The following is a 26087-nucleotide window of genomic DNA, read 5'->3' as shown; positions in this document are numbered from 1 at the left end:
GCGGGGCGGCCGATCTGAAGCCCGCCCGCCCGCCCGCCCGCCCGCACGCCCGCCCGCACGCCCGCATGCACGGACGGACGGGCGCGGGTGGCTGGGCTGCCGCGGCGGGTCAGCCCAGTTCGAGGCTGGTGATGCCGAAGAGGCCGGAGTGGTCGACGTCGGGCGCCGGGCCGGTGTACATGCGGGCCGTCTCGAACGACGGGGTGAGCCCGAGCTGTTCCGCGAGCCGTACCGCCGCCGGGTTGACGTCGGGCACGTCCACGGCGACCGGGGCGGACGGATCGGTCGCCGCCAGCGCGCTCACCAGGGCGGCGGCCGTCTCCGGCGTCTCCGCGTACAGCGGGCCGATGCGGGAGGACGTACGGCAGGCACGCATCACCGCGAGCCCCCGCACCTCTCCCTCGCGCAGCGCGACCAGCGCGGTGCGGCCGGGAGCGGTGGTCCAGGCCGCCAGGAAGCCGTCGCGCTCCGCCGGGAAGAACCGGCGGTCGTACGCGGTGAGCTGGCCGAAGGGCAGGGTGCGGGCGTCGGCCAGGGTGACGCCGGGCGGCGGCGCGATGCCGACCGGCGCCAGCCCCTCGTACCGCATGTTCGTCCAGACGGGGCGGAAGCCGGACTTGCGGTAGTTGGCCTGCTGCTCCACCACTCCGTCGAGGCCGGTGTTCCGCCCGTCCAGCCGGGCCGTACCGGTGGCCCAGAGCCGGCTGCCGTAGCCCTGGCCGCGCAGCTCGGGGCGGGTGAGGTAGAAGCCCAGGAAGCCGTGGTCGCCGCCGTAGCGGATCACGGAGACGCAGGAGACGGGCGCACCGTCGAGCCTGCCGATCAGGAAGCCGCAGGGGTCGGCGGCGAAGAAGGCCTGACCGTCGGTCAGGCCCGGGTTCCACCCCTCGGCATGGGCCCAGTCCGCCATCATCCTGATGTCGTCCGCGCTTGCTGTGGTGATCTCGAATGTCGGCACGGGACAAGCCATACCCGGGTGCCGGCGGTTCGACGACAGAGCGCCCCGTTCACCACCCGCCGTTCCCCCTGTTCACCACCGCGGTTCCCCTGTTTCCCGTTCACCATCCCGTCCAGAGCAGGTGGTTGACGAGCAGGGCGACGGCCGCCTGGGCGATCAGCCAGCCGCGGCGGCCGCGGTCGGGCAGCAGCGCGGCGGCGGGCAGCAGCCAGAGCATGAAGGGCTGCCAGATCCGCTCGGTCTCCGCCTTGCTCATCCCGGACAGGTCGGCGGCCAGCAGCATGAGGAACGCCGCGAGCACGACGAGGACCAGCCGCTGAGGCACGGCCGTGGTCCCCGTCCGCAGCGCGTTCAGGGCCCCGGGCGCGGCCGTCGCGGTCCGGCGCAGGCCCGCGACCGTCGCGGGCCCGACGGCGATCACGGTGCAGGCGAGGTTGGCCCAGACCCAGTACCAGTACGGGCGGAACCCGCCCGCCGCCTGGTAGTAGCGCTCGACCAGCAGGTGGTACGCCTCCCACCAGTTGAAGCCCGCCAGGGTGAAGGCGACCGGCACGACCAGCGCCCCCAGGACGAAGAGCGGAACCGGCCGGGCGGTCCGGGCGAGCAGGAGCACGGTCACCAGCAGCAGCGCGATGAGCGCCAGACCGTAACTGAGGTAGCAGGTCAGTCCGTACAGCAGCCCCGAACCGAGCGCGGCGGCCGCGGGGCTGCGGACCTTCCCGGTCGCGGCCAGGGCCAGCAGGGCGACGGACCAGGCGGCGACGGCGGCGAAGTAGCCGTCGGCGGAGGTGCCCGCCCAGACCGCGACCGGTGCCAGGACGAGGAAGGGCGCGGCGCGGCGGGCGGTGCGCTCGTCGGCCAGGACCCGGACGGCGATCAGCGCGGCCACCGCGGCGGTGGTACTGGTGACGATGCACCAGACGCCGGCCCAGGCGCCGCCGCCGAGCCCCACCCGGTCCAGCAGGACGAAGGTGAGGGTGGCGCCCGGCGGGTGCCCGGCGATATGGGTGGGCCAGTTGCCGGGCGGGCCGATCAGGATGTGGTCGTTGAAGCCGCGCAGGGCGGCGCCGATGTCATCGAAACGGCTGATGCCCCTGAGGTACTCGTGCTTGGTGGTGAGGCGTTCCGCGATGCCGCGTCCCCAGCCGTCGATCAGCGCCAGCGAGAACACCCAGGCGAGCGAGGCGCCCCAGCAGCTCAACAGCAGGGTCCGCCAGCGCAGCCGTGCGGCGAGGCCGGGACCGTACGCCACGACGGCCACGGCGACGGCGGGCGCGGCCGCGGTGCCGGGGCCGATGTGCGGGTACCAGGACGCGAGCAGCGGTGGCCAGTGGACGTACAGGACGCGGGCGTAGTCCTCGATGTTCCGGCCGACGAGCACGGCGGCGGCGACCAGCAGCACGGCCGCGCCCGCGGCGGCCAGGTCGGCGCGGCCACCGCTGCGGCGGCCGCTCTCCGGTTCGGTGCGCTGTTCCGCGCGTTCCTCGGTCTTCACCCAGGCACGGTATGCACGCCGGGGCGGCGAGGACGGCTGCTGACGGGGCGCGTCACCGAACCGTCAGATTCCCGCACCCGGCCGGACCCCGCCGGACCTGGCCGGACCCCGCCGTGGGCGGCGGCCGGACGATGTCAGCGTTTCGTCAGGAGTCGGACGGGCCCGGCCCCGGCACCCCGGGCATAGCGTCGAGGCCATGGGCGACCGACGTCGGTTCCGACGCTTCAGACTTCCCGAATCCCTTCCCGAATCCCTTTCCGCACCGCTGTCCGGCCGCGCTTCCGGCCGCGCCTCCCGACTCCTCGAACGGACTCCCTCCGCTCCCGGGTTCTGGCGCAGTCCGGTGCGCGGGGTCCGGTTCACCGCGGTGCTCGGGCTGGTGCTGCTCGTGGGGATCACGCTGCTGTTCGTGACCGGGCTGCTGTCGTACGCCGCGTACAACCCGGACCTGAACCCGGTCAACGACAAGACCCCGGACAAGGGGCTGCTCGGCTTCTACCTGTTCGACTGGCCGACCGATCCGCACTGGCTGTACCGGCTGACGCAGGGGCTCCACGTCACGGTCGGCATCGTGCTCGTCCCGGTGCTGCTGGCCAAGCTGTGGTCGGTCGTCCCGAAGCTCTTCGCGCTGCCGCCTGCCCGCTCGCTGGGGCACGCGCTGGAGCGGCTCTCGCTGCTGCTCCTGGTGGGCGGGGCGCTGTTCGAGTTCGTCACCGGACTGCTCAACATCCAGCTGGAGTACCTGTTCCCCGGCTCGTTCTACCCGCTGCACTTCTACGGGGCGTGGGTGTTCTTCGCCGCGTTCCTGGCCCATGCCGGACTGCGGGCGCCGCAGGTCGTACGGGTGCTGAGATCGGGCGCGCTCAGCGGGAACGTACCGGGGGACGCGCTCGCCTCCCCGGCTCCGGCCGCGCCGACGCTGTCCCGGCGCGGGGCGCTGGCGATGGTGGGCGCCGGTTCGCTGGTCCTGCTGATCACCTCGGCGGGGCGGAGCTTCGACGGGCCGCTGCGGCGCCTCGCGCTGCTCACCCCGCACGGCGCCGCCGAACCCGGTCCGGGCCCCGGCGGCTTCCAGATCAACAAGACCGCCGCCGCTGTCGGGATCACCTCGGCCGAGACGGGGGAGGGCTGGTGGCTGACCGTCAGCGGTCCGGCCGGTGACCTCCGGTTCACCCGGGAACAGCTGCTGGCCATGGACCAGTACGGCGCGGCGCTCCCGATCGCCTGCGTGGAGGGCTGGTCCACCTCGGACCAGCGGTGGCGGGGCGTGCGGCTGAGGGACCTCGCGGAGCTCGCCGGATACCCGCGCGACCCGCCGGGGGTGCTGGTGGAATCCGTGCAGCGCAGCGGGGCGTTCCGCCGGGCGGCGCTCCGCGGCAACCAGGTGCGCGACCCCCGCTCGCTGCTGGCCCTCCAGGTCAACGGCGAGGACCTGTCGCCCGACCACGGATATCCGGCCCGGATCATCGTCCCGGCCGCGCCCGGCGTACTCAACACCAAATGGGTGTCCCGGCTGACCTTCGGAGAGCTGTGAGGAGAGCTGTGAGCAGAGCTGCGAGAGGAGCTGCGAGAGGAGCTGCGAACGTGCTGAACCCCCGTGGCCATGTGCGGCGTTGGTACGGGGAGGGCCCGCTGCACCTGCTTCTGACGGCCGCCTCCTTCGCGCTGGCGGGGTACGCGGGGGTGCGGCTGCTGGCCGGGGACGCGTTCGGCGTCGTCGTCTGGTTCGCCGGCGCGGCCCTCGTGCACGATCTGGTGCTGGTCCCGCTGTACGCGGCGGCGGACCGGCTGCTGCTGCGCGCGCTCGGTCCGCGCCCCGGCCTGGTCAACTTCGTCCGGGTGCCGGTCCTCCTGTCCGGCCTGCTCCTGCTGATGTGGTGGCCGCTGATCACCCGGCACACGAGGCGCTACGAGCCGGCGACCGGGCTCTCCCCCGATGTGTTCCTGGGGAACTGGCTGCTGATCACGGCCGCGCTCTGCGTGCTGTCGGCGCTGTGGCTGGTCGTCAGGACGTTCCGGCTGCGGCGCAGCGCGACGAAGGTGCGGTCGTCCGCCTCCCACTGATCGGCCGTGTGCCAGCCGAGGAGCCCGGCGTACCGCAGCAGTGCCGGTGTGCCGAGCCGGGCCCACGGGAAGGGCGCGGCGGGCGCGGAGCGGTCCCGGGCGGCGCGTCCGTCGTCCAGCTGGACCCTGACCCGCTCGTCGATGTCCTGCGGCGCGGTCTCCGCGATGAGCAGCCCGCCCGGTGCCAGCACGGCCGCCGTCCGGTGCAGGAGCCTGCGCGGATCGCCGCCGATGCCGATGTTGCCGTCGACGAGCAGGACGGTGCCCCAGCGGCCCTCGCCCGGCAGCGGCTCGAAGACCGAGCGGTGGAGCGCGGAGCCGCCGAGCCGCAGGGTACGGGCCACCGCCGCCTCGCTCACGTCGATGCCGAGGGCGCGGTGGCCGCGCGCCGCGAGCGCCGCGACCAGCCGGCCGGGCCCGCACCCGATGTCCAGGACGGGCCCCTCGCAGCGGTGCAGGGCCGACAGGTCCGCGGCGTCCGCGCCCGCGCACCAGCGCTCCACGTCCAGCGGCAGCAGCCAGCCGTCCGTACGGCGCAGGAAGAGCGGACCGTGGCCGTTGCGCAGGGCGTTGGCGTACGGGTCGGTGCTCCAGGAGGTGGCGTCAGGGCGCGGCGGACGGACCTTCTCGTGCTGGGGGACCGTCTCGTGGCGGGGGGCTGTCTCGTGCTGGGGAACCGTCTGGCTCATCGGGCACCCGCCCCGCTCAGTGCGGCGAGTGCGGCGGCGAACCGGCCGTGCGGAGCCCTTTTGGCGACGTCCACCGCGTCGGCCGCCGTGTCCACGTCCCGCAGCCGGGGCAGATCGCGCACCGTCAATCCGGCGTCGACCAGCCGGCGGCGCTGCACCGCGCCGGTCTCCGGCACGGACATCGGCACCCCGCGCAGCAGCTCCGGGTCCGGCTCCGCCAGCCCCAGCGCCCAGAAGCCGCCGTCCTCCGCCGGGCCGAACCAGGCGTCGCAGCCGTCCCAGGAACCGGGGGAGAGCGCGGGCGCCAGATCGGCGGCGGTGATCTGCGGGGTGTCCATGCCGATGAGGAGGGTGGGCCCGGTGCGGCCCGCGAACGCGGCGGCGAGCCGGGCGTCGAGACCGCCCGCGCACTGGCTCACCACCTCGATGCCCGGAGGCAGCCAGGGTCCGGGCTCCCCGTCCAGCACGAGCACCCGCCGCGCCGCGGGCAGCGCGAGGACGGTGTGCAGGGTGTCCGCGAGCGAGGCCTCGGCCAGCCGGGCGGCCTCCTGCGGGGTGAAGGGCGGTGTGAGCCGGGTCTTGACCCGACCGGGCAGCGGCTCCTTGGCGATGACCAGCAGGGTCACCGCACCGGCGGTTACGGTGCCGCTCCCGGCTTCCGTCCCCGCGCCGGTACACGCGGCCGGGGTCATCGGGACACCCCCACCGGGACCGGGGCCTCGCCCAGTACGGCGCGCATGTCGCGCACCGCGTGCCAGGTGCCCCGCCAGGTGCCGGTGACCTTCGATTTCCCGGTGCGCGAGAGGTACGGGACATCCGTCTCCGCGACCCGGAGCCCCGCGTCCGCCGCCCGCACCACCATCTGCAACGGGTACCCGCTGCGCCGGTCGGTGAGGCCGAGCGCCAGCAGGTCCGTCCGGCGTGCCGCCCGCATCGGACCCAGGTCGTGCAGCCGGAGCCCGGTACGTCTGCGCAGCAGCCGGGACAGCGCCAGGTTTCCCGCGCGGGCGTGCAGCGGCCAGGCGCCGAGCCGGTCCGGGCGGCGGCGGCCGAGCAGCAGATCGCTCTCGCCGTCCGCGATCCGGCGGACGAAGCCGGGGAGCAGCCCCGGGTCCAGCGAGCCGTCGCAGTCGCAGAAGCAGACGTACTCCGCCTCGGCGGCGAGCAGCCCGGCGTGGCAGGCGGAGCCGAAGCCGCGGCGCGGTTCGTGCACCACCGTCGCGCCGAGCGACCGGGCCAGTTCGGCCGAGCCGTCGGTGGAGCCGTTGTCGACGACGATCGCGCGCCAGCCGCGCGGGATCGCACCGAGTACCGCGGGCAGGGCGGCGGCCTCGTCCAGACAGGGCAGCACGATGTCGGCGCGGGGGGCGGAGTTATCGGAGGAGTCGGTCACCCGGCTCACCCTACGGAGAGGAAACCGACAATTCGGGCCACGGATTCTTACGAAACGTGGACATCGACCGTGTGGCGGTGTCCGCGCGTCCGGCACGCGGCGGGCGGGTGCCAGGGTGGAGTCATGCAGCCCGCCCCGTCGGCCCGTCCGGCGTCCGAGGGCCGGGGAGCCGCGAGCGAGGCCCCGGGCCCCGCGTCCGCGTCCGCCTCCGCGCCTGGTCCCGCCCCCGTCCCCGGCCCCCATGACGGTCCCGTCCCCGTCCCCGACCCCGCCCCCGCCCCCGGCCATGTCCTCGTCGTGGACGACGATCCGACCGTCTCCGAGGTCGTCGCCGGATACCTGGCCGGTGCCGGTTACGAGGTGGCCCGTGCGGCGGACGGTCCGGCGGCGCTGGAGTGCTTCGCCCGCCGCCGCCCCGACCTGGTGGTGCTGGACCTGATGCTGCCCGGCATGGACGGCTTCGAGGTCTGCCGCCGGATGCGGGCGCACGGGCGGGTGCCCGTCATCATGCTGACCGCGCGCGGCGACGAGGACGACCGGATCCTCGGCCTGGAGACCGGGGCGGACGACTACGTCACCAAGCCGTTCAGCCCCCGCGAACTCGTCCTGCGCGTCGACTCCGTGCTGCGCCGCGCCCATGCGGCCCCGATACCCGCCGGGCGTTCGGCCCTGCTCGAAGGCGCGGGCCTGGTCCTCGACCCGGCGGCCAGGAGCGCCACCCGGGAGGGCACGGTGCTGGCCCTCACCCTGCGCGAGTTCGACCTGCTCGCCTTCCTGCTGCGCCACCCGGGCCGGGTCTTCACCCGGGAGGAGCTGATGAGCGAGGTGTGGGGCTGGGACTTCGGTGACCTGTCGACGGTGACGGTCCATGTGCGCCGGCTGCGCGGCAAGGTCGAGACGGACCCGGCCCGCCCGGAGCTGATCCGTACCGTCTGGGGGGTGGGCTACCGGCTGGACCTGCCGCCTGGGGACGCCCTCGCCGGTCCGGGGGACGTACTTGCGGGTCCGGGGGATGCCCTCGCCGGTCCGGGGGACGCCCTCGCCGGTCCGGGGGAGCCGGCATGACCGACATACTCCTCATCGCGCTGTTCGCGTTCCTGGGCGCCGCCGCGGCCGGACTGCTCGGCGCACTCGTCCTGCGGCTCTTCCGGCACCGCTCTCTCGTCGTCTCGCTGACCGTGGTCGCCGCGGTCGCCGTGACCGCGATGCTCGCCGGGACGCTGGCCGTCGCCTGGGCGATGTTCCTGTCGCCGCACGACCTGTCCGTGGTCACGACCGTCGTCGCGATGGCCGCCGTCGTCTCGCTCGCCACCGCGATCCTGCTCGGCCGCTGGGTGGCCGCGCGGAGCCGCGATCTGACCCTCGCCGCCCGGTCCTTCGGGGACGGCGGCACCTTCGCGGCCCCCGAGGCGCCGGCCACCGCCGAACTCGCCGCCCTCACCCGGGAACTGGCCGCCACCAGCGCCAAGCTCGACAGCTCACGGGAGCGCGAACGCGCCCTGGAGACCTCGCGGCGTGAGCTCGTCGCCTGGATCTCGCACGATCTGCGCACCCCGCTGGCCGGGCTGCGGGCCATGTCGGAGGCGCTGGAGGACGGCATGGCCGTCGATTCGCGGCGCTATCTGCGGCAGATACGGACCGAGGTGGAACGCATGAACGACATGGTCGGTGACCTCTTCGAACTCTCCCGCATCCACGCCGGTTCGCTCACCCTCAGCCCCACCCGGATCTCGGTGTACGACCTGGTGGGCGACGCGCTCGCCGGTGCGCACCCGCTGGCCCGCGAGCACGGCGTACGGCTGGTCGGGGACCGGATCGAGGCGGTGCCGGTGGAGGTCGACGGCAAGGAGATGAGCCGGGTCCTGGGCAACCTCCTGATCAACGCGATCCGCCGCACCCCCGCCGACGGCACCGTCGCGATCGCCGCCCAACGCACGGGCGGCGGCGTGGTCCTGTCGGTGACCGACGGCTGCGGCGGCATCCCGGAGGAGGACCTGGCCAGGGTCTTCGACACCGGATGGCGCGGCAGCCACGCCCGTACGCCTCCGGCAGGCGCGGGCCTCGGGCTCGCCATCGTGCGCGGCATCGTCGAGGCGCACGCCGGCCGGGCCGAGGTCCGCAACGTCACCGGCGGCTGCTGCTTCGAGGTCACCCTGCCGGTGGCGTGAGCGTGAGCGTGCGGGGGCGAGCCGGCGCACCGGTGGTGTGAGCGTGCCGGTGCGGTGGGCCCGGTCAGCGGGCCGGGCTCGCGGCCATGTCCCGCTGCGGGGCCGCCGCGAACTCCGCCATCCCCTCCGCGAAGCCCATCGTGGGCCTCCAGCCCAGCTCCTCGCGCAGCCGCCGGGAGTCGGCGGTGACATGGCGTACGTCCCCGAGCCGGTACTCACCGGTGATCTGCGGGGCCGGACCGCCGTGGGCGGCGGCCAGGGCCGAGGCCATCTCGCCGATGGTGTGCGGCTCCCCGCTGCCGGTGTTGTACGCGGCGAAGCTGCCCGCCCGCAGCCCGGCGACGGCCTCCAGGGCCACCGCGTTGGCGGCCGCCACGTCCCGTACGTGGACGAAGTCCCGCCGCTGGGCGCCGTCCTCGAAGACCTGCGGCGACTCGCCCCGGGCCAGCGACGAGCGGAAGAACGAGGCGACCCCGGCGTACGGGGTGTCGCGCGGCATCCCCGGCCCGTACACGTTGTGGTAGCGCAGCGACACCGCCCGGCCGCCCGTGGCGCGCGCCCAGGAGGAGGCGAGGTGTTCCTGGGCGAGCTTGGTCGTCGCGTACACGTTGCGCGGGTCCACGGGCGCGTCCTCGCCGACGAGACCCGGGGTCAGTTCCGTACCGCAGGAGGGGCAGAGCGGCTCGAACCGGCCCGCGGCGAGATCGGCCTCCGCCCTCGGTCCCGGCCGCACCGGTCCGTGGCGCGGGCACTCGTAGCGGCCCTCGCCGTAGACGACCATCGATCCGGCGAGCACCAGGTCGCGCACCCCGGCGGCGGCCGCGGCGGCGAGCAGTACCGCGGTGCCGAGGTCGTTGCAGCCGACGTACAGCGGGGCGTCCGCGAAGTCCTTGCCCAGGCCGACCATCGCCGCCTGGTGGCACACCGCGTCGATGCCGCGCAGCGCGCGGTCCACGGCCTCGCGGTCGCGCACGTCCGCCACGATGATCCCGCCGCCGTCCGGCAGATCCGCCGCCGAGCCGTGTGCCGAGCCGTGTGCCGAGGGGAGCAGGGCGTCGAGCACCACCGCCTCGTGCCCGGCCGAAGTGAGGGTCCGGACGATCTCCGACCCGATGAACCCGGCTCCGCCGGTGACCAGTACGCGCATGACGGCCACGCTAGGGCGCCGCGGCCCCCGGGCGCGGTTTCGCGGTCGGCACGTCACAGGGCCGTAAGAACCGGACCCGTTCGGCGGGACGGCTTCCGGTCACCCGGCGGGTGCTCGGCTCAGCCGAAGAGGAACGCGCACGCCGTGGCCGCGCCGAGCGCCGTTCCGGCGGTCACCTGGCCGACCGTGTGGTACCCGAGCGCGACCCGCGACCAGCACACGGCGGCCGTCATCAGGTACCCGAACAGCCACCACGGCGAGTGGACCACGGCGAGCAGGGCGACGACGGCAGAGGCGACCGAGGCGTCCACCGAGATCTTCCAGACCGTGTTGACGGCCAGCAGGACGACCGTCATCGCCCAGAGCCCGAGCATCGCCGTCAGGATGCCGGAGGGGGCGTCGCCGAGCACCATGACCGCCGAACCGACGCCGATGGAGCCGAGGATGACGAAGAAGATCGGGGCCCGCTTGGTGCGGTCGACGACATGGCGGTCGCCCCAGGTGCCGCGTCCGCGCTCCCACTCGATGTAGCCGGCCGGGATGATCCCGGCGCACAGCGCGCCGAGCAGCCCCCACAGCAGTCCCGTCCACTCGCCCGCCGCCGCGAACCCGGTCGCGAGCATCCCGGCGAGCAGGAGATTACGTGGCTGGAAGACATCGGTGACCGTACGGGCGGTGGAGGCCGTACGGGCGGTCTCCGGGCTGTCGGCGGCGCCCGACGGGCTGTCGGTGTCGGCGGTGCTCATGCTGTCTGCTCCTTGGCTGCTGCTGTTCCGGACGGCTCCGCTGACCCGGTGGACTCCGCCGATCCGGTGGACTCCAGTACCTGCCGGGCCTGTTCCGTCGTGACCGTGCGGTACGCGGCGGCGACCCGGACCAGCCAGTCGACCTCGCCGTCCTGGTCGGTCGCGTGCCGGTTGCCGACGGCCGCCGCGTCCCCGGGGGCCGCGCCGGCGCCGTGGGCCGCGAGGGCCGCTTTGATCCAGTACGCCTCGGTGAGCGGGCCCGTCCGCTCCGGTCCGGCGGTGGTGGCCGCGGCGGCCTCGCCCGCGGCCTCCCGGGCGGCATCGAGCAGGGTGCCGGGGGCGTAGTGGCGCAGCTTCTCCACCGCGTCGGCGATGTCCGCCGCCCAGCGGTCGATCCGCAGGTCCGCCGGGGTGCCGAACCGGGTCAGCTCGCGGACCAGGGACGCCGGGGGGTCGAAGGGCTGGTCGGGGAAGGCCGTCATCAGCTCGTACCAGAGCGCGTGCAGCCGCACCTGGGCGCGCCAGAGCTTCGCGCGGCGGCGGACGTTGCCCAGGGCGGGGACGGAGGCGCCCACCGCGAAGAACGCGAACAGCACCAGCTGCGAGGCCTCGGTGATCTCGTCGAAGCGCAGCGCGAAGGACTCGCTCGGCTCGTCGATCACGCTCACCCAGAGGAACAGCGTCCGGCTGACGGTGTAGCCGACGCCGATGAACATCGCGAACGTCATCATGCCGAGGCCGATCCGCAGCAGCCGCAGTTGGGCGCTCGCGGTGGCGAGCGCCCACTGGTAGGCGCAGACGGCGGAGGCGGCGCCGAGGTAGAGGTAGAACACGCTCATGTAGAGCGTCGCGCCCCACTGCCCGGCGTGGTCGGCGACGAACCGGTCCGAGGGGACGGAACGGTCGACGACGGTGAAGAAGAGCACCGTCAGCAGCACCAGCGTGGCGACGGACGCCTTGGCGGCGACCTGCTGGATCAGCCGGGCGAACCGTACGTGCCGGGGGATGTCCCCGTCGTCGGCGTACTGCCCGTAGATGGCGACGATGTAGCTGAGGATGGCCAGGATCGCGATGGTCGCCGTGTAGTGCTTGATCAGCACGGAGAGGTCGGTGACGGAGCTGTCGTTGAGCCCGATGCGCACGACCCGGGTCTTGGTCCACAGGGCGGCGGCGAATCCGGCGTAGCAGCCCCACAGGGCCCGGCGGCGTCTGTCCGCCTCGTCGCCCCGCAGGGCGGCCGGCATGCGCCACAGGGCGACGGCTGTCATCAGGCCGGCTATCAGGTAGCCGGCGAGGTCGAGCGGGGTCACGGCGGAAGTCCTCGGGGTGGGGGGAATGGGTTCGGCGGCGGTACGGAGGCCGGTCCGGTGCTACGAGCGGCGGAACAGGCCGCGGCGGCGGTGGGCGACCGGGAGGGAGAGCGAGTCGGCGAGCCGACCCACCATGTCATCGCTCGTCACGTCCCTGGCCAGTCGGGGGATGAGCGAGGCACCGAATTCGGCCATGCGTTCGTCGTGGGTGTCGTACGCCGCGCGGGCCTGTACGGCGTCCGGGGACCGGAGCGCGTCGGCGCCGACGACCCGGGAGATCAGCGAGGTGTCGAAGACGGGCAGCAGCCGCTGGAGCTGCTCGGCGTCCAGCGAGGTGCCGTGGTCGAACCACTCGTGGCACAGCTCGTGCAGGATGACGTGCTGGGTCTGGTAGGCGGTGGGGCGCCGCCGGTAGAGCACGAAGCTGGTCCCGCCGGCCTTGAGCCGCAGCCCGCAGACGCCGTTGACGCGCGCCAGCCGGTCGGGCATCTCGTGCAGCACGATGCTGCGGCCGCCGGCCGCCTCCATGTTCGCGACCAGCCCCTCGATCGTGAAGGGGGCGGGCAGCGGAAGCCCGGCGAGCCCGGCCTCGCACTCTTTCCGCAGTTCGCGCAGGGACATGGCCCTAGCTCCGGGGTCCGCCGTCGGCCGGGCGCTGCCGGTTCTTCGCGTCCTCCAGCAGGGACAGCGCGAACTGCAGCAGCTCCGGGGGCAGCCCGTCCTCGTCCAGGCCCCGGCCGGCCACCCCGCTGATGTCCCCGGTGCGCCGCTTGGCCAGGAACTGGAGGCCGTCCACGACGTCGTCGACGACCTCGGACTCCTCCTTGAAGAAGCGCCAGTCCACGCCGAAGCCCAGGCCGAGGGCCTTGAGGATGTCCTCCGAGGGCTGGGTGACCTTGCCGGCCAGGATGTTGGAGAAGTAGCTGTGCGAGAGCGATCCGCCGCGTTCCCTGACCAGGTCCGCGAAGACCCGTCCCGAGATCTTCCGGCCGGGGAAGGTCTTCTCGACCATGTACTCGACCTTCTGCCGCAACGTCCGCAGCTCCGGCGCGCGTTCTTCTCCGCTGTCCATCCGGCCCCCCACGTGTCCGGGCCCCGCCCGGTTCCTGTCCGGCGCCGCGCGGTGTCCGATTCGGTCAACGGGCTCGTACTGTAACCAACTCCGGTCCGCCGTCCCCAGTGCGGGGAGCCGTGAGCGCATTCCGAACGGGGACGTAGTGGCACATCCCGTGCCGAGGTACAGGAGCAGGGTTGCGCAAATACTCTACGTCACTGTTAACTCGAAAAAACACGGGCAGGGGACCACGAGGGGAGCCCCTTGCCCGTGAAATTCGGTGATGGCGCGTGCGGTGGGGCCGGTGCTCTCGGTGGCGGCCGGTGCCTTCCGTGACGACCGGTGCCCTCCGTGACGGGTGGGACACGCAGGGTCTCGCGGACCCGGGCCCCGCGGCCTCGCGCACCCGGTCGCGCACAGGGGTGTAGCCCTTCACGACGGGGGATGCGTGAAGGGCTACACGTGCATTATGGCCCGACGGCAGGCAGTCATCAACTGACCCGCCGGTCAGTGTTCTTGACGGACCCGGCGGCCGGGCCCCGCGGAGGCCGCCCCGGGGCGGCCCGCTCAGATAACTTCCCCCGTCCGGCCAGGGAAATCTGTCGTGGCTATGATAGAGACGATGGCTCGTACAACGAGAGTTTCCCTTCCGGTCAACGAAGTCGGCGACACGCGGCAGGTGCCCATGCCCCCCGAAACCCCTGCGCATCCCTCCGACCGTCTCGATGACGACGACTACCCCGCCTACACCATGGGCCGTGCCGCGGAGATGATCGGCGCCACCCCCGGATTCCTCCGCGCGATCGGTGAGGCCAGACTGATCACCCCCCTGCGCTCCGAGGGCGGCCACCGCCGCTACTCCCGCTACCAGCTCCGCATCGCCGCCCGCGCCCGGGAGCTCGTCGACGGGGGCGCGCCGGTCGAGGCCGCCTGCCGCATCGTGATCCTGGAGGACCAGCTCGAAGAGGCGCTCCGGCGCAACGAGGAACTGCGCAGGCCGACTCCCTCCTGAGCGCCACCTCTCCCCTCGGCCGCGAGCGGACCCCGGCCGAGCGCCTCTCCCCTCGGCCGCGAGCGGACCCCGGCCGAGCGCCTCTCCCCTCGGCCGCGAGTGGCCCCGGCCGAGCGCCTCTCCCCTCAGCCGCCGTTCACCGCTGCCGTGCTGCCCCGTTCGATGAGCCGGGGCAGCGGCACCTGGATGGTGTGCGCCGTGCCGCCGTCGAGCAGCGCGGTCAGCTCCCGCGCCGCGAGCCGGCCGAACGCGACCGTGTCCCTGGACAGCGCGGTCAGCCACGGTGCCGTCAGCCGGCACAGCGCGGAGTCCTCCCACGACACCACGGACACATCGGCCGGAACCCGGAAGCCCAGGCCCGCCGTGACCGCCACCCCGGCCGCGGCCATCACGTCGTTGTCGTAGACGATCGCGGTCGGCGGGGTGCCGTGCTCCAGCACCCGGCGGGTCACCGCCGCGCCCTCGGTGTCCGAGTAGTCCGTGGTCACCGAGTGGGCCTCGGTCAGTCCGCGCCGGTCGGCCTCGATGCGCAGGGACCGGATGCGCCGGTCGGTGTGCGCGAGTGAGGGCAGTCCGGCGATGTGCACGATGCGCCGGTGGCCCAGCTCGTGCAGCCGCCCGACCACTGCGGCCATCGCTCCCGCGTCGTCGGCGCGGATCTGCGAGAGGCCCGGGTGGGGGCCGGTGTCGCTGCCGGGGAGGGCGCCGATGACGACGCCGGGCAGGCCCAGTTCGTCCAGCAGGCCGACGCGGGGGTCGTCGGTGCGCGGGTCCACGACGAGCACTCCGTCCACCCGCCGCTCCGCCCACCAGCGCCGGTAGACCGCGCACTCGGCCGCCACGTCCTCCACCACCTGGAAGAGCAGCCCGAGCCGGCGCTCCGCCAGGACCTCCTGGATGCCGGAGATCAGCTGGAGGAAGAAGGAGTCCACGCCCAGGTTCGCCGCCGGACGGGCCACCACGAGACCCACGGTGGCCGAGCCCTCGCCGGACAGCGCGCGGGCGGCGGTGCTCGGGTGCCAGCCCAACTGCTCGGCCACGCGCCGGATCCGGTCCCGGGTGACGGCCGAGACCCCCGGGCGGTCGTTGAGCGCGAAGGACACCGCGCTCTCCGACACCCCGGCCCGCTGGGCGATGTCCTTCATGGTCGGCCGTCGCGCGGGCGTCCGTCTGGCCGGCGAGGTGTCCCCGGCCGGCGGCCGCTTCGGTGTCACCGAGTGCCTCTCTCCTGCGTTCCCCGTGGCTGCCATGGGTCGTCGGGTTCGCTCTCCCCCGGAGGGCATCGTAGAGCCTTCGCGGCGATGGGGCGAGAGGGAAGAGCTCAGACAACTAATGCGCTTGAGCTGTGACCACCTAAAGCGCATTAGTCATTGATCTTCAATGCGCTGCCACACCGCGCTGACCTGCTGGTATGCCGAAAGACGCGAGCTAATTGCAGAGAATGTATTGACTTTCCGTCACGCGCATTGCAGGGTCTGCTGGGCGAACGCATCCGGCCGGTCGGTGACCTCCGGTCCGCCGTCCGCACGCCTGGTCCGAGCAAAGGAGCCGTTCACCGTGCGCATCTCTCGCAGAGCAGTCGCCACTGCCGCCGTCCTCGCCACTGTCCTGCCGCTGAGCGCCTGTGGCGGCGGATCGGGTTCGGGCTCGTCCGACGCCTCCGGCAAGGTCGAAGGGAAGATCACCTTCCAGACCTGGAACCTCCAGGCGAACTTCAAGGACTACTTCAACGGCGTGATCGCGGACTTCGAGAAGAAGTACCCGGGCACGGACGTGAAGTGGGTCGACCGGCCGGGCGAGGGCTACGCGGACAAGATCAGCGCGGACGCGGCCGGCGGCACCCTGCCGGACGTCGTCAACGTGTCGCCCGATCTGGTGGCCCCGCTGGCCAAGGCGGGCATCGCGCTCGACCTCGACAAGGCGGCCGCCAAGTACCGCGAGGAGTACCTGCCGGGCGCCTGGCAGAGCCATCAGATACCGGGCACGGAAGGGACGTTCGCCTTCCCCTGGTACCTCAACACCGGGCCGATGTTCTACAACAAGCGCCTCCTCAAGGACGCCGGACTCGACCCGCAGAAGCCGCCGGCCACCTACGACGAGGTGTTCTCCGACGGGCGGAAGCTGGCCGAGAAGAGCAAGGGCAAGGTCGCCGCACTCGCGAACGTGCCCACCATCGAGGACTTCGGCCGCTACGGCGGACAGCTGATGAACAAGGAAGGCACCGGCTTCGCCTTCAACGACGCCAAGGGCATCGAACTCCTCACCCGCTACAAGGAGTTGTACGACGTCAAGGGGCTCGACGCGCAGGCGCTGACCGCGACGCCCGAGTCGTCCGGCCACAAGTTCCTCACCGAGTCCGTGGCAATGAACCCCGGCAGCGCGCTGGACCTGGACAACTTCAAGAAGCAGGCGCCCAGCCTCTACAAGAACATCGGCATCACCGACCAGGTCAGCAACACCGGCAAGGCCAACATGTACGTCATGGGCATCATGGTGAACGCCCAGACCAAGCGGCAGCCCGCCGCCGTGGCCTTCGCGCACTACATGACCGACGCGACCCGGCAGATGGAGTTCGCCAAGCAGGTCGCCATCTTCCCCAGCACCGCCGGATCGCTGGACGACCCGTACTTCACCAAGGAGGACGGCACCGACGAGACCCGCGTCCGGGTCGCCGCCGCCAAGTCCCTCAAGACGGCGGTCAATTACACCCCGGTGCTGTTCAGCGAGCAGATGAAGACCGAGCTGCGCAACCAGATCGCCAAGGCGCTGCAGGGAAAGCAGAGCCCCAAGGAAGCCCTTGATAACGCTGTCAAGGCCTGTGACCGGCTGCTGCAGCAGAGCTGAGCCCCCTCGTGACTACCCCCGCCCCTGCCCCCGCCCTCACCTCCGCCCCCGCACCGGCGTCCGCGCCCGCCCCCGGACCGGCCCGCCGGATCAGCCGCCATCTGCCCCTCAGCCCCTGGCTGTTCGCGGCCCCCGGGCTGATCGTGGTCGGCGCGTTCAGCCTCTATCCGTTCTTCAGCACGCTGGTCAACGCCTTCACCGACCGGCGGACCCTGGTCCCGGGGAAGTTCGTCGGCCTGGCGAACTTCCGCGAACTGCTGCACGACGAGATGTTCTGGACCGGGCTGCGCAACAGCGCGCTGTACGTACTGGTCGTCGTCCCGGCACTCGTCATCCTGCCGCTGCTGCTGGCGATGCTCGTCCAGCGGCACATCCCCGGCATCACCTTCTTCCGCTCCGCCTTCTACACCCCGGTCGTCGCGTCCATCGTCGTCGTCGGCCTGATCTGGGTGTGGATGCTCGACGACCGGGGGCTGATCAACTCGCTCCTGGAGGCCGTGGGCATCGGCAAGGTCGGCTTCCTCAGCGACCAGTGGCTGCTGCTGGGCAGCGCGATGGCGGTCACGGTCTGGAAGGGCCTGGGCTACTACATGATCATTTACCTGGCCGCGCTGGCGAACGTCCCGCGCGAGCTGCACGAGGCGGCCTCCGTGGACGGCGCCGGGGTGGTGCGCCGCTTCTTCACCGTCACCGTCCCCGCCATCCGCTCCACCATGGTGCTGGTCGCGGCGCTGTCCTCGGTCTCCGCCTTCAAGGTGTTCTCCGAGGTCTACCTGATGGCCGGCCCCTCGGGCGGACCGGCGGGCGAGGACACCACCCTGGTGATGCTCGTCCAGCGGGTCGGCACCGGGCTGACCGGGCGGGTCGGATACGCCTCCGCGATCTCCGTCGTCATCTTCGTCGTCACCGTCGGCCTGATGCTCCTGGTGCTGCGCGCCGACCGCAAGGAGGACGCGTGAGCATCCTGAAGACCACCGACGCCGAAGGGCGCCGCATCGCGCCCTGGCAGCTCGTCCTGCGCTACGTGCTGCTGCTCGCCGTACTGGTACTGACCGTGGGGCCGTTCCTGTGGCAGCTCTCGACGTCCCTGAAGGGGCCGGGCGAGGACATCTTCAGCTCGCCGCCGAAGTTCCTCCCCAGCCATCCGACCCTGGACAACTACAGCAGGGTCGCCGACACCATCCCGGTGTGGGACTACGCCTTCAACTCGCTCAAGGTCGCCGCCGCCAACGTGGTCACCAACTGCGTGGGCGCGGCCCTGGCGGGCTACGCGCTGGCCCGGCTGCGCTACCGGGGGCGGCGGGCCGCGACGCTGGCGTTCATCCTCGCCATGCTGGTGCCCGTGGAGGGCATCATCATCGCCCAGTTCACCACGATGCGTGATCTCGGGCTGAACAACACCCTGCTCGGGGTGCTGCTGCCGGGGTCCATCGGGGCGATGAACGTCCTGCTGATGCGCAACGCCTTCCTCAACCTCCCGCAGGAGATCGAGGAGGCGGCGTTCGTGGACGGCGCCAACGTCTGGCAGCGCTTCCTGCGGATCGCGCTCCCCTCGGTCAAGGGCACCCTCGCCGTCGTCGCGATCTTCGCCTTCATGGGCTCGTGGGACGACTTCCTGTGGCCGCTGATCGTCCTCAGCGACCCGGACCACTTCACCCTGACCATCGGGCTGAACTACCTGCACGGCACCTTCGCGAACGACGAACGGCTCGTCGCCGCGGGCACGATCATCGCCGTGCTCCCGCTCATCGTGCTCTTCGCCGGTCTGCAGCGATTCTTCTTCCGGGGTGTCGGCGAAGGCGCGGTCAAGGGCTGACCGCTGCCCGCCGACCGACCGAACGCCGCCACCCGCACCACAGAACCAGGACCCTGTTCCGTATGAGCTCCTCCCCGCTTCGCTTCGGCGCCAACTACACGCCCAGCCAGGGCTGGTTCCACCACTGGCTGGACTTCGACCTCGACGCCGTACGGGCCGACCTGGACTCGATCGCCGGTCTCGGCCTCGACCACATCCGGGTCTTCCCGCTCTGGCCGCTCTTCCAGCCCAACCGCACCCTGATCCGCCCGCGCGCCGTCGAGCAGCTCGTGCAACTGGCCGACGCCGCCGCGGAACGCGGGCTCGACGTCAGCGTGGACGGGCTCCAGGGCCACCTGTCGAGCTTCGACTTCCTGCCCGCCTGGACCCGGACCTGGCACCGGCGCAACCTCTTCACGGACCCCGACGTCGTCTCCGGCCAGGCCGAGTACCTGCGGACGCTGGCCGCCGCCCTCGCGGACCGGCCGCACTTCATCGGGATGACCCTCGGCAACGAGATCAACCAGTTCTCCGGCGACCCGCACCCCGACCCGGACCGCATCACCCCCGAGCAGGCCGGCAGCTGGCTGACCCGGATGCTGGCGGCCTGCGAGGAGGGGGCGCCCGGCAAGCTCCACCTGCACGCCGAGTACGACGCGGCCTGGTACCAGGACGACCACGCCTTCACCCCCGCGCACGCCGCCCGGACCGGGGCCGTCACCGCCGTCCACGCCTGGGTCTTCAACGGCACCGCCCAGCGCCACGGCCGTACCGGCACCGCCACCGAGCACCACGCCGCCTACCTGATCGAGCTCTCCAAGGCCTGGGCCCTCGACCCGCACCGCCCGGTCTGGCTCCAGGAGGTCGGCGCCCCCGCCCCGCTGATCCCGGCCGAGCACGCCGCCGCCTTCACCGCCGCGACCGTCGAGAACGCGCTGGACTGCGAGGACGTCTGGGGCGTCACCTGGTGGTGCTCCCACGACGTGTCCCGCTCGCTGGCCGACTTCCCCGAACTCGAATACGGGCTCGGCCTGCTGACCAACGACCGGCAGGTCAAACCGGCCGGCCGGGCCATCGCGGAGACCATCCGGGAGCAGCGCGCCCGTACCCGGCGGCCCGCACCCCGCACCACGGCGCTCGTCGTCGACGCCGGCGACGACACGACCGCGCCGCGCCGCTCCACCTGCGCCCCCGGCGGCGAGGTCTTCGAGGCCTTCGCCCGGCTCACCGCGGACGGGGTCCGCCCCACCACCGTCCTCGCGAGCAGGGCCGGGGACGCGGACCACCTCGCCGCGCGCGGTATCACCGAGGTACTCACACCGGACGAGGTCCGCTGACCACGCACCACTGGTAGACCCTGCCGGTAGCCCCCCGCACCCACTCACAACGGAGCCACCCTCATGCACGACGACCGCACCCTGGTCGAAGCCCGTCTGAAGCGCGTCCTCGACGAGCGCATCCGGCCGGCCGTATACCCGGAATCCGTACCGCTGGACGTCGCCGTCTGGAACGCGCCGGGCGAGCCGGTCCCGGTCGCCGAGGGCCTGGCCGGTGCCACGGAGCCGATCGCGGTCGGTGACCGGTGGGGCGCTCCGTGGGGCACCTGCTGGTTCCGGGTCTCCGGCACGGTCCCCGAGGCGTGGGCGGGCCGGACCGTGGAGGCGCTGCTCGACCTGGGCTTCGACGAGAACATGCCGGGCTTCCAGTGCGAGGGCCTCGTCTACCGCCCCGACGGCACCCCGGTGAAGGGCCTCAACCCGCGCAACCAGTGGGTGCGCGTCGGGGCACCCGCAGAGGGCGGCGAGGAGGTGCTGCTGCACATCGAGGCGGCGTCCAACCCGGTCATCCTCGACTACCACCCCTTCCTGCCGACCCGGCTGGGCGACAAGGAGACCGCGGGCAGCGAACCGCAGTACGTGCTGGCCCGGATGGACCTCGCGGTCTTCGACGAGCACGTGTGGAACCTCGTCCAGGACCTGGAGGTGCTGGGCGAGCTGATGCAGGAGCTGCCGGTGGACGGCGCCCGCCGCTGGGACATCCTGCGCGCCGTCGGCCGCTGCCTCGACACGGTCGACCTCCAGGACGTCAACGGCACCGCGGCCGCCGCCCGCGAGCAGCTCGCGGAGGTCCTCGCGACGCCCGCGCAGCCCTCCGCACACCGCATCAGCGCCGTCGGCCACGCGCACATCGACTCCGCCTGGCTGTGGCCGCTGCGCGAGACGGTGCGCAAGGTCGCCCGTACGACGTCCAACATGACGGCCCTCCTGGAGGACGAGCCCGACTTCGTCTTCGCGATGTCTCAGGCGCAGCAGTTCGCCTGGATCAAGGAGCACCGCCCCGAGGTCTACGCCAAGGTCAAGCAGGCCGTGGCGGACGGGCGGTTCGTGCCGTCCGGCGGCATGTGGGTCGAGTCGGACACGAACATGCCGGGCTCCGAGGCGATGGCCCGCCAGTTCGTGCACGGCAAGCGGTTCTTCCTCGACGAGTTCGGCATCGAGAACGACGAGGCGTGGCTGCCCGACACCTTCGGCTTCGCCGCCGGGCTGCCGCAGATCATCAAGGCCGCGGGCTCCAAGTGGCTCCTCACCCAGAAGATCTCCTGGAGCCAGACCAACAAGTTCCCGCACCACACCTTCCAGTGGGAGGGCATCGACGGCACCCGGATCTTCACGCACTTCCCGCCCGTCGACACCTACAACTGCTCGATGAAGGGCAGCGAGATCGCCCACGCGGCGAAGAACTTCAAGGACAAGGGCGTCGCCCAGCACTCCCTCGCGCCGACCGGCTGGGGCGACGGGGGCGGCGGCACCACCCGCGAGATGATCGCCAAGGCGGCCCGGCTGAGCAGCCTGGAGGGCTCGGCGACGGTGACGTGGGAGACCCCCACCGACTTCTTCACCAAGGCCGAGGCGGAGTACCCCAACGCACCCGTCTGGGTCGGTGAGCTCTACCTGGAGCTGCACCGCGCCACCCTGACCAGCCAGGCGAAGACGAAGCAGGGCAACCGCCGCAGCGAGCACCTGCTGCGCGAGGCCGAGCTGTGGGCCGCCACCGCCGCGGTGCGGACCGGGGCCGCCTACCCGTACGAGCAGCTGGACCGGATCTGGAAGACGGTGCTGCTGCACCAGTTCCACGACATCCTGCCCGGCTCGTCGATCGCCTGGGTGCACCGTGAGGCGGAGAAGACGTACGCCGCCGTCGCCCAGGAGCTGAACGGCATCGTCGACGCCGCGCAGCGCGCCCTGGCCGGTGACTCCACCACGGGGGAGACCCTCCTCTTCAACTCCGCCCCGCACGCCAGGGGCGGCGTCCCGGCCGGTGCGGCGGCCCCCGTCACGTCCGCCGACGGCGCGACGCTCGCCCCGCGCGAGGGCGGCGGGTTCGTCCTGGACAACGGCCTGCTCCGGGTGGAGACCGACGCCCGCGGGCTGGTCGTCTCGGCGTACGACATCGCCGCCGGGCGCGAGACGGTGGCCCCGGGGCAGTCCGCGAACCTGCTCCAGATCCACCCCGACTTCCCGAACATGTGGGACGCGTGGGACGTCGACGCGTTCTACCGCAACACCGTCACCGACCTGACGGACCTCGACGAGCTCACCCCCGTCGAGGGGGCCGGCGCCGTCTCCGTACGGATCGTCCGCACCTTCGGCGACTCGAAGGTCACCCAGCTGCTGACCCTCGCGCCGGGCGTCAAGCGGCTCGACATCGACACCGAGGTCGACTGGCACGAGACGGAGAAGTTCCTCAAGGCGGCGTTCCCGCTGGACATCCACGCCGAGCGGTACGCCTCCGAGACGCAGTTCGGGCACTTCTACCGGGCCACCCACACCAACACCAGCTGGGAGGCCGCCAAGTTCGAGGCGTGCAACCACCGCTTCGTGCACCTGGAGGAGCCTGGCTGGGGCGTGGCCCTGGTCAACGACTCGACGTACGGGCACGACGTGACCCGCACCGTCCGTGACGCCGACGCGGGCACGACCACCACCGTGCGGGTCTCGCTGCTGCGTGCCCCGCGCTTCCCCGACCCGGAGACCGACCAGGGCGTGCACCGCTTCCGGCACGCGCTCGCGCCGGGCGCGGCGATCGGTGACGCGGTCCGGGAGGGCTTCCGGATCAACCTGCCGGAGCGCCGGATCGCCGGCGACCGCGAGGTGGCCCCGCTGGTGGCCGTCGACAACGACGCGGTGGTGGTCAGCGCGGTCAAGCTGGCCGACGACGAGAGCGGTGACCTGGTCGTACGGCTCTACGAGTCGACGGGCGGCCGGGCCAGGGCCCGCCTCACCACCGGCTTCGACGCCGCGGGCCTCGCGGTGACCGATCTGCTGGAGCGGCCGCTGCCCGACGCGGTGGTGCCGGAGCTCCGTGACGGCGCTGTCGAACTGTCGCTGCGCCCGTTCGAGCTGATCACGCTGAGGTTCGCGCGCGGCTGAGTCCCGGCCCGGTGCGGCGGCGGAGATCCGCCGCCGCACCGGGCGGTGAAGCGTTGACTCGTGAAGCACTGCCCCGCGCGGCGGCGAATATCTGCAGCGGCAAGCACAGAATTTTACGCAATGTGCGATGAGGGTTTATGACACGCCGGATGGAGTGTAATTACTTGCCGCGCCCGCTCGCATTCATTGTGCTACTGTAGATCTCAGTTGCAGTTGTGGTTCCCAAAGACTCCAAGTGCTCTCCTCAGCTAAATGGGCTGAGTGGGTGCACTTTTGTATTTCCGGTTCATTATCCGGATGGGGTAATCATCGCGGCGACGCGGGACTGGCACAGTGCGAGTCCCCGGGCTCTGCCCCAGAAGGAGATAAACATGGCTACTGGCACCGTCAAGTGGTTCAACGCGGAAAAGGGCTTCGGCTTCATCGAGCAGGATGGTGGCGGCGCTGACGTCTTCGCCCACTACTCGAACATCGCCGCCTCCGGCTTCCGTGAGCTGCAGGAGGGCCAGAAGGTGAACTTCGACGTCACGCAGGGCCAGAAGGGCCCGCAGGCGGAGAACATCACCCCCGCGTGAACCTGATTGCTCCGGCGCTCACGCGCTGAGATGCTTTCGCGCAGCTGGGGCCCGCACCTTGGGGTGCGGGCCCCAGCTCGTTGCTTTCCCGGGTCCACCCCCGAGCGATGCCGTGCCGGTGTACCACCGCCACGAGCTGCCGGGCAGGCGCCCGGACCACGATCTTCACCGTGCGGCGGACGATCCGCCATGGCTCCCGGACCGGAACACCGGCCCGCAGGAGCCCCGTGACACGACCTGCCGGACCGCACAGCGGTCCGCTCGTTCCCCGTCATTGCGAAGCACCGGACCCGGTTCGGCCGGGCCCGTATCGGCTCAAGACCGGCTGCCGGGCTTCGTTCACGTATGCCAACGGCCCGTTCTTGCGATTCTTGTGCCGCTCGTCGCGCAATGAATTCCTCGATACGCGCCATATCGAGGGAGGGTTCCTATGAACCGCGACCGCACATCTCGCTCCAATGACCGTTTTTCCCGCACTTCCGGCGGCTCACGCTCGGGAGGCGGCTTCCGCTCCCAGGCCCCGAGCCGCCAGGGCGGCCAGGGCCGCTTCGGCGCCCCGGCCCAGCGCTCCGGTGGCGGCGGTGGCTACGGCCGCAGGCCCGCCGCCAAGCAGGGCGAGTTCGCCCTGCCGACGACCATCACCCCGGCGCTGCCCGCCGTGGAGGCCTTCGCCGATCTGGAGATGCCCGCGCAGCTGCTGACGGCGCTCTCCACCGAGGGCGTCACGGTGCCGTTCCCGATCCAGGCGGCCACGCTGCCGAACTCGCTGGCCGGCCGTGACGTGCTGGGCCGGGGCCGCACCGGCTCCGGCAAGACGCTCGCCTTCGGCCTGGCCCTGCTGGCCCGTATCGAAGGGCGTCGCGCCGAAGCCAAGCGCCCGCTCGCCCTGGTGCTCGTCCCCACCCGGGAACTGGCCCAGCAGGTCACCGACGCGCTGACCCCGTACGCCCGCTCGCTCAAGCTGCGGATGGCCACCGTCGTCGGCGGCATGTCGATCGGCCGGCAGTCCTCGGCGCTGCGCGGCGGCTCCGAGGTCGTCGTCGCCACTCCGGGCCGGCTGAAGGACCTGATCGAGCGCGGCGACTGCTCGCTGGACCGGGTCTCCATCACCGTTCTGGACGAGGCCGACCAGATGGCCGACATGGGCTTCATGCCGCAGGTCACCGAGCTCCTCGACCAGGTGCAGGCGGGGGGCCAGCGGATGCTGTTCTCGGCCACCCTGGACCGCAACGTCGACCTGCTGGTGCGCCGCTACCTGCACGACCCGGTCGTCCACTCGGTCGACCCGGCCGCCGGCGCGGTCACCACGATGGAGCACCACGTGCTCTACGTGCACGGCGCCGACAAGTACGCCACCACGACGGAGATCGCCGCCCGCGACGGCCGCGTGATCATGTTCCTGGACACCAAGCACGCGGTGGACAAGCTCACCGACCACCTGCTCAACAGCGGGGTCCGGGCGGCGGCGCTGCACGGCGGCAAGTCGCAGCCGCAGCGCACCCGCACCCTGACCCGGTTCAAGACCGGGCACGTCACGGTGCTGGTCGCCACCAACGTCGCGGCCCGGGGCATCCACGTCGACAACCTCGACCTGGTCGTCAACGTCGACCCGCCGAGCGACCACAAGGACTACCTGCACCGCGGCGGCCGCACCGCCCGCGCCGGGGAGTCCGGCAGTGTCGTCACGCTGGTGCTGCCCAACCAGCGCCGCGAGATGACGCGCCTGATGGCCGACGCCGGGATCACCCCGCAGATCGCCCAGGTCCGCTCCGGCGAGGCCGAGCTCAGCCGGATCACCGGTGCGCAGACGCCCTCCGGCGTGCCCGTCGTCATCACCTCGCCGGTCTCCGAGCGCCCCAAGGGCGGGTCCTCCTCCCGGGGCCGCCGCAGCCGCCCGGCCCAGGCCCGGCGCACCTCGTCGTCCTCGGCGTCGGGTTCCCCGTCGTCGTCCCAGCCGCGGGGTGGCGGTGCGCAGCGCCGGCCCTCCGGCAACCGTGCCGCCTGACCGATTCCCGCGTTCCCGTCCGGTTCCGCTCCCCGACCCCGTTGAGGCACTATGCGCTGCGTCATCGCCCGCTTCCCCTTCGACCTCTTCAAGCATGAGGTCGAGGCATCGATGAAGGGCATCAAGCCCGAACCCGTCACCGGGGATTCGGTGATCATCAGCCGTCGTGTCTATCCGGTCAAGCAGGTGGGTGAAGTGATCACCCGGCAGGACCGCCGCGACTTCTCGGCCGGAGAGGTGACCAGGGCGCTGGGGCGTCTCGGCTTCACCTGCCGGTCGGTGCCGGCGCCTTCCGCTCCGGTGGAGCTCAGCCCCATGGAGGCCGCCTCGGCCGCGCTGGGGACCCCGGGACAGGACGCCTGAACCCACCCCCGTACCACTGCCTGGGCCCGGCCCCCGAGA

At 72.3% G+C, this 26087-nt stretch carries 23 protein-coding genes; 12 read left to right on the top strand and 11 right to left on the bottom strand.

Annotated elements, in window-relative coordinates; genetic code table 11:
• Positions 1-109: 109 nt before the first annotated feature.
• Together OG892_RS18925 and OG892_RS18920 are read right to left on the bottom strand one after the other, a co-directional pair.
• Positions 110-958, bottom strand: a complete 849-nt coding sequence (locus OG892_RS18925) for a GNAT family N-acetyltransferase (RefSeq protein WP_328866394.1) — start codon at positions 956-958, stop codon at positions 110-112.
• Between the two features lie 100 nt (positions 959-1058).
• Positions 1059-2453: a hypothetical protein gene (locus OG892_RS18920; RefSeq protein ID WP_371629773.1), complete on the bottom strand. Its 1395-nt coding sequence runs from the start codon at positions 2451-2453 to the stop codon at positions 1059-1061.
• 196 nt (positions 2454-2649) lie between these two features.
• Between OG892_RS18920 and OG892_RS18915 the strand changes: the two genes are divergently transcribed.
• Positions 2650-3987 carry a molybdopterin-dependent oxidoreductase gene (locus OG892_RS18915; RefSeq protein WP_371629772.1) on the top strand — a complete coding sequence of 446 codons (1338 nt, stop codon included), beginning with the start codon at positions 2650-2652 and terminating at the stop codon, positions 3985-3987.
• Positions 3988-4360: 373 nt separating this feature from the next.
• Here OG892_RS18915 and OG892_RS18910 read toward each other — a convergent pair whose 3' ends face one another.
• From OG892_RS18910 to OG892_RS18900, 3 genes are read right to left on the bottom strand one after another with little or no spacing between them, the layout of a single operon-like run.
• Entirely contained in the window at positions 4361-5206 is an 846-nt protein-coding gene (locus OG892_RS18910; protein ID WP_371629771.1) for a class I SAM-dependent methyltransferase, read from the bottom strand.
• A complete protein-coding gene (locus OG892_RS18905; RefSeq protein WP_371629770.1) occupies positions 5203-5898 on the bottom strand; it encodes a DUF2064 domain-containing protein in 696 nt (231 codons plus the stop codon). The genes OG892_RS18910 and OG892_RS18905 overlap by 4 nt, the downstream gene beginning before the upstream one ends.
• On the bottom strand, positions 5895-6608 hold the full coding sequence (locus tag OG892_RS18900) for a glycosyltransferase family 2 protein (RefSeq protein ID WP_371629769.1): 714 nt from the start codon (positions 6606-6608) through the stop codon (positions 5895-5897). The genes OG892_RS18905 and OG892_RS18900 overlap by 4 nt, the downstream gene beginning before the upstream one ends.
• Positions 6609-6722: 114 nt before the next feature.
• Between OG892_RS18900 and OG892_RS18895 the strand changes: the two genes are divergently transcribed.
• Positions 6723-7664, top strand: a complete 942-nt coding sequence (locus OG892_RS18895) for a response regulator transcription factor (RefSeq protein ID WP_371629768.1) — start codon at positions 6723-6725, stop codon at positions 7662-7664.
• Complete coding sequence (locus OG892_RS18890; protein ID WP_073733424.1) at positions 7661-8767, top strand: sensor histidine kinase KdpD; 1107 nt, start codon at positions 7661-7663, stop codon at positions 8765-8767. Before OG892_RS18895 ends, OG892_RS18890 begins: the two co-directional genes overlap by 4 nt.
• A gap of 64 nt (positions 8768-8831) precedes the next feature.
• On the opposite strand, the gene OG892_RS18885 is transcribed toward OG892_RS18890, so the two are convergent.
• The 5 genes from OG892_RS18885 to OG892_RS18865 all read right to left on the bottom strand — a co-directional run bounded on the left by OG892_RS18885 (position 8832) and on the right by OG892_RS18865 (position 13042).
• Positions 8832-9914, bottom strand: a complete 1083-nt coding sequence (locus OG892_RS18885; protein WP_371629767.1) for an NAD-dependent epimerase/dehydratase family protein — start codon at positions 9912-9914, stop codon at positions 8832-8834.
• Between the two features lie 119 nt (positions 9915-10033).
• The gene (locus OG892_RS18880; protein ID WP_328866401.1) at positions 10034-10660 is read right to left on the bottom strand and encodes a hypothetical protein; all 627 of its coding nucleotides are present in this window, start codon (positions 10658-10660) and stop codon (positions 10034-10036) included.
• The gene (locus OG892_RS18875) at positions 10657-11970 is read right to left on the bottom strand and encodes an MAB_1171c family putative transporter (RefSeq protein ID WP_073733426.1); all 1314 of its coding nucleotides are present in this window, start codon (positions 11968-11970) and stop codon (positions 10657-10659) included. Before OG892_RS18875 ends, OG892_RS18880 begins: the two co-directional genes overlap by 4 nt.
• A 60-nt stretch (positions 11971-12030) precedes the next feature.
• Positions 12031-12591 carry a toxin gene (locus tag OG892_RS18870; RefSeq protein WP_073733427.1) on the bottom strand — a complete coding sequence of 187 codons (561 nt, stop codon included), beginning with the start codon at positions 12589-12591 and terminating at the stop codon, positions 12031-12033.
• 4 nt (positions 12592-12595) lie between these two features.
• A complete protein-coding gene (locus OG892_RS18865; protein WP_073733428.1) occupies positions 12596-13042 on the bottom strand; it encodes a hypothetical protein in 447 nt (148 codons plus the stop codon).
• A 667-nt stretch (positions 13043-13709) separates the two neighbouring features.
• On the opposite strand from OG892_RS18865, the gene OG892_RS18860 reads away from it, so the two are divergent.
• The gene (locus OG892_RS18860) at positions 13710-14036 is read left to right on the top strand and encodes a MerR family transcriptional regulator (protein WP_371629766.1); all 327 of its coding nucleotides are present in this window, start codon (positions 13710-13712) and stop codon (positions 14034-14036) included.
• A gap of 125 nt (positions 14037-14161) precedes the next feature.
• On the opposite strand, the gene OG892_RS18855 is transcribed toward OG892_RS18860, so the two are convergent.
• Entirely contained in the window at positions 14162-15181 is a 1020-nt protein-coding gene (locus tag OG892_RS18855; RefSeq protein WP_073733430.1) for a LacI family DNA-binding transcriptional regulator, read from the bottom strand.
• Between the two features lie 412 nt (positions 15182-15593).
• Here OG892_RS18855 and OG892_RS18850 point away from each other — a divergent pair, with 412 nt between their 5' ends.
• From OG892_RS18850 to OG892_RS18815, 8 genes are all read left to right on the top strand, one after another.
• Positions 15594-16880, top strand: a complete 1287-nt coding sequence (locus OG892_RS18850; protein WP_073733431.1) for a sugar ABC transporter substrate-binding protein — start codon at positions 15594-15596, stop codon at positions 16878-16880.
• 8 nt (positions 16881-16888) lie between these two features.
• Entirely contained in the window at positions 16889-17839 is a 951-nt protein-coding gene (locus tag OG892_RS18845) for a carbohydrate ABC transporter permease (RefSeq protein ID WP_371629765.1), read from the top strand.
• Complete coding sequence (locus OG892_RS18840) at positions 17836-18696, top strand: carbohydrate ABC transporter permease (RefSeq protein ID WP_073733433.1); 861 nt, start codon at positions 17836-17838, stop codon at positions 18694-18696. Before OG892_RS18845 ends, OG892_RS18840 begins: the two co-directional genes overlap by 4 nt.
• Positions 18697-18758: 62 nt before the next feature.
• A complete protein-coding gene (locus tag OG892_RS18835) occupies positions 18759-20012 on the top strand; it encodes a glycosyl hydrolase (RefSeq protein WP_371629764.1) in 1254 nt (417 codons plus the stop codon).
• A 63-nt stretch (positions 20013-20075) separates the two neighbouring features.
• Positions 20076-23105 carry an alpha-mannosidase gene (locus OG892_RS18830; RefSeq protein WP_371629763.1) on the top strand — a complete coding sequence of 1010 codons (3030 nt, stop codon included), beginning with the start codon at positions 20076-20078 and terminating at the stop codon, positions 23103-23105.
• A gap of 371 nt (positions 23106-23476) precedes the next feature.
• On the top strand, positions 23477-23680 hold the full coding sequence (locus tag OG892_RS18825; protein WP_015609674.1) for a cold-shock protein: 204 nt from the start codon (positions 23477-23479) through the stop codon (positions 23678-23680).
• 430 nt (positions 23681-24110) lie between these two features.
• Positions 24111-25685 (top strand): DEAD/DEAH box helicase, encoded by a 1575-nt coding sequence (locus OG892_RS18820; RefSeq protein WP_328866406.1) that lies wholly within the window; start codon positions 24111-24113, stop codon positions 25683-25685.
• A 51-nt stretch (positions 25686-25736) separates the two neighbouring features.
• A complete protein-coding gene (locus OG892_RS18815; RefSeq protein ID WP_024492023.1) occupies positions 25737-26048 on the top strand; it encodes an SCO5918 family protein in 312 nt (103 codons plus the stop codon).
• Positions 26049-26087: the final 39 nt, after the last annotated feature.

The sequence above is a fragment of the Streptomyces sp. NBC_00341 genome (assembly GCF_041435055.1).
Classification (GTDB): domain Bacteria; phylum Actinomycetota; class Actinomycetes; order Streptomycetales; family Streptomycetaceae; genus Streptomyces.
Note: the sequence above shows the minus strand (reverse complement) of the source record. Positions and strands in the feature narration are given on the sequence as shown.

Bases quoted from the DNA above. Each gene is read 5' to 3' on its own strand.
- OG892_RS18885 (WP_371629767.1), bottom strand. From the start codon at position 9,914: ATGCGCGTACTGGTCACCGGCGGAGCCGGGTTCATCGGGTCGGAGATC.
- OG892_RS18910 (WP_371629771.1), bottom strand. From the start codon at position 5,206: ATGAGCCAGACGGTTCCCCAGCACGAGACAGCCCCCCGCCACGAGACG.
- OG892_RS18815 (WP_024492023.1), top strand. From the start codon at position 25,737: ATGCGCTGCGTCATCGCCCGCTTCCCCTTCGACCTCTTCAAGCATGAG.
- OG892_RS18890 (WP_073733424.1), top strand. From the start codon at position 7,661: ATGACCGACATACTCCTCATCGCGCTGTTCGCGTTCCTGGGCGCCGCC.
- OG892_RS18915 (WP_371629772.1), top strand. From the start codon at position 2,650: ATGGGCGACCGACGTCGGTTCCGACGCTTCAGACTTCCCGAATCCCTT.
- OG892_RS18835 (WP_371629764.1), top strand. From the start codon at position 18,759: ATGAGCTCCTCCCCGCTTCGCTTCGGCGCCAACTACACGCCCAGCCAG.
- OG892_RS18895 (WP_371629768.1), top strand. From the start codon at position 6,723: ATGCAGCCCGCCCCGTCGGCCCGTCCGGCGTCCGAGGGCCGGGGAGCC.
- OG892_RS18905 (WP_371629770.1), bottom strand. From the start codon at position 5,898: ATGACCCCGGCCGCGTGTACCGGCGCGGGGACGGAAGCCGGGAGCGGC.
- OG892_RS18855 (WP_073733430.1), bottom strand. From the start codon at position 15,181: ATGAAGGACATCGCCCAGCGGGCCGGGGTGTCGGAGAGCGCGGTGTCC.
- OG892_RS18865 (WP_073733428.1), bottom strand. From the start codon at position 13,042: ATGGACAGCGGAGAAGAACGCGCGCCGGAGCTGCGGACGTTGCGGCAG.
- OG892_RS18860 (WP_371629766.1), top strand. From the start codon at position 13,710: ATGCCCCCCGAAACCCCTGCGCATCCCTCCGACCGTCTCGATGACGAC.
- OG892_RS18825 (WP_015609674.1), top strand. From the start codon at position 23,477: ATGGCTACTGGCACCGTCAAGTGGTTCAACGCGGAAAAGGGCTTCGGC.
- OG892_RS18830 (WP_371629763.1), top strand. From the start codon at position 20,076: ATGCACGACGACCGCACCCTGGTCGAAGCCCGTCTGAAGCGCGTCCTC.
- OG892_RS18880 (WP_328866401.1), bottom strand. From the start codon at position 10,660: ATGAGCACCGCCGACACCGACAGCCCGTCGGGCGCCGCCGACAGCCCG.
- OG892_RS18870 (WP_073733427.1), bottom strand. From the start codon at position 12,591: ATGTCCCTGCGCGAACTGCGGAAAGAGTGCGAGGCCGGGCTCGCCGGG.
- OG892_RS18820 (WP_328866406.1), top strand. From the start codon at position 24,111: ATGAACCGCGACCGCACATCTCGCTCCAATGACCGTTTTTCCCGCACT.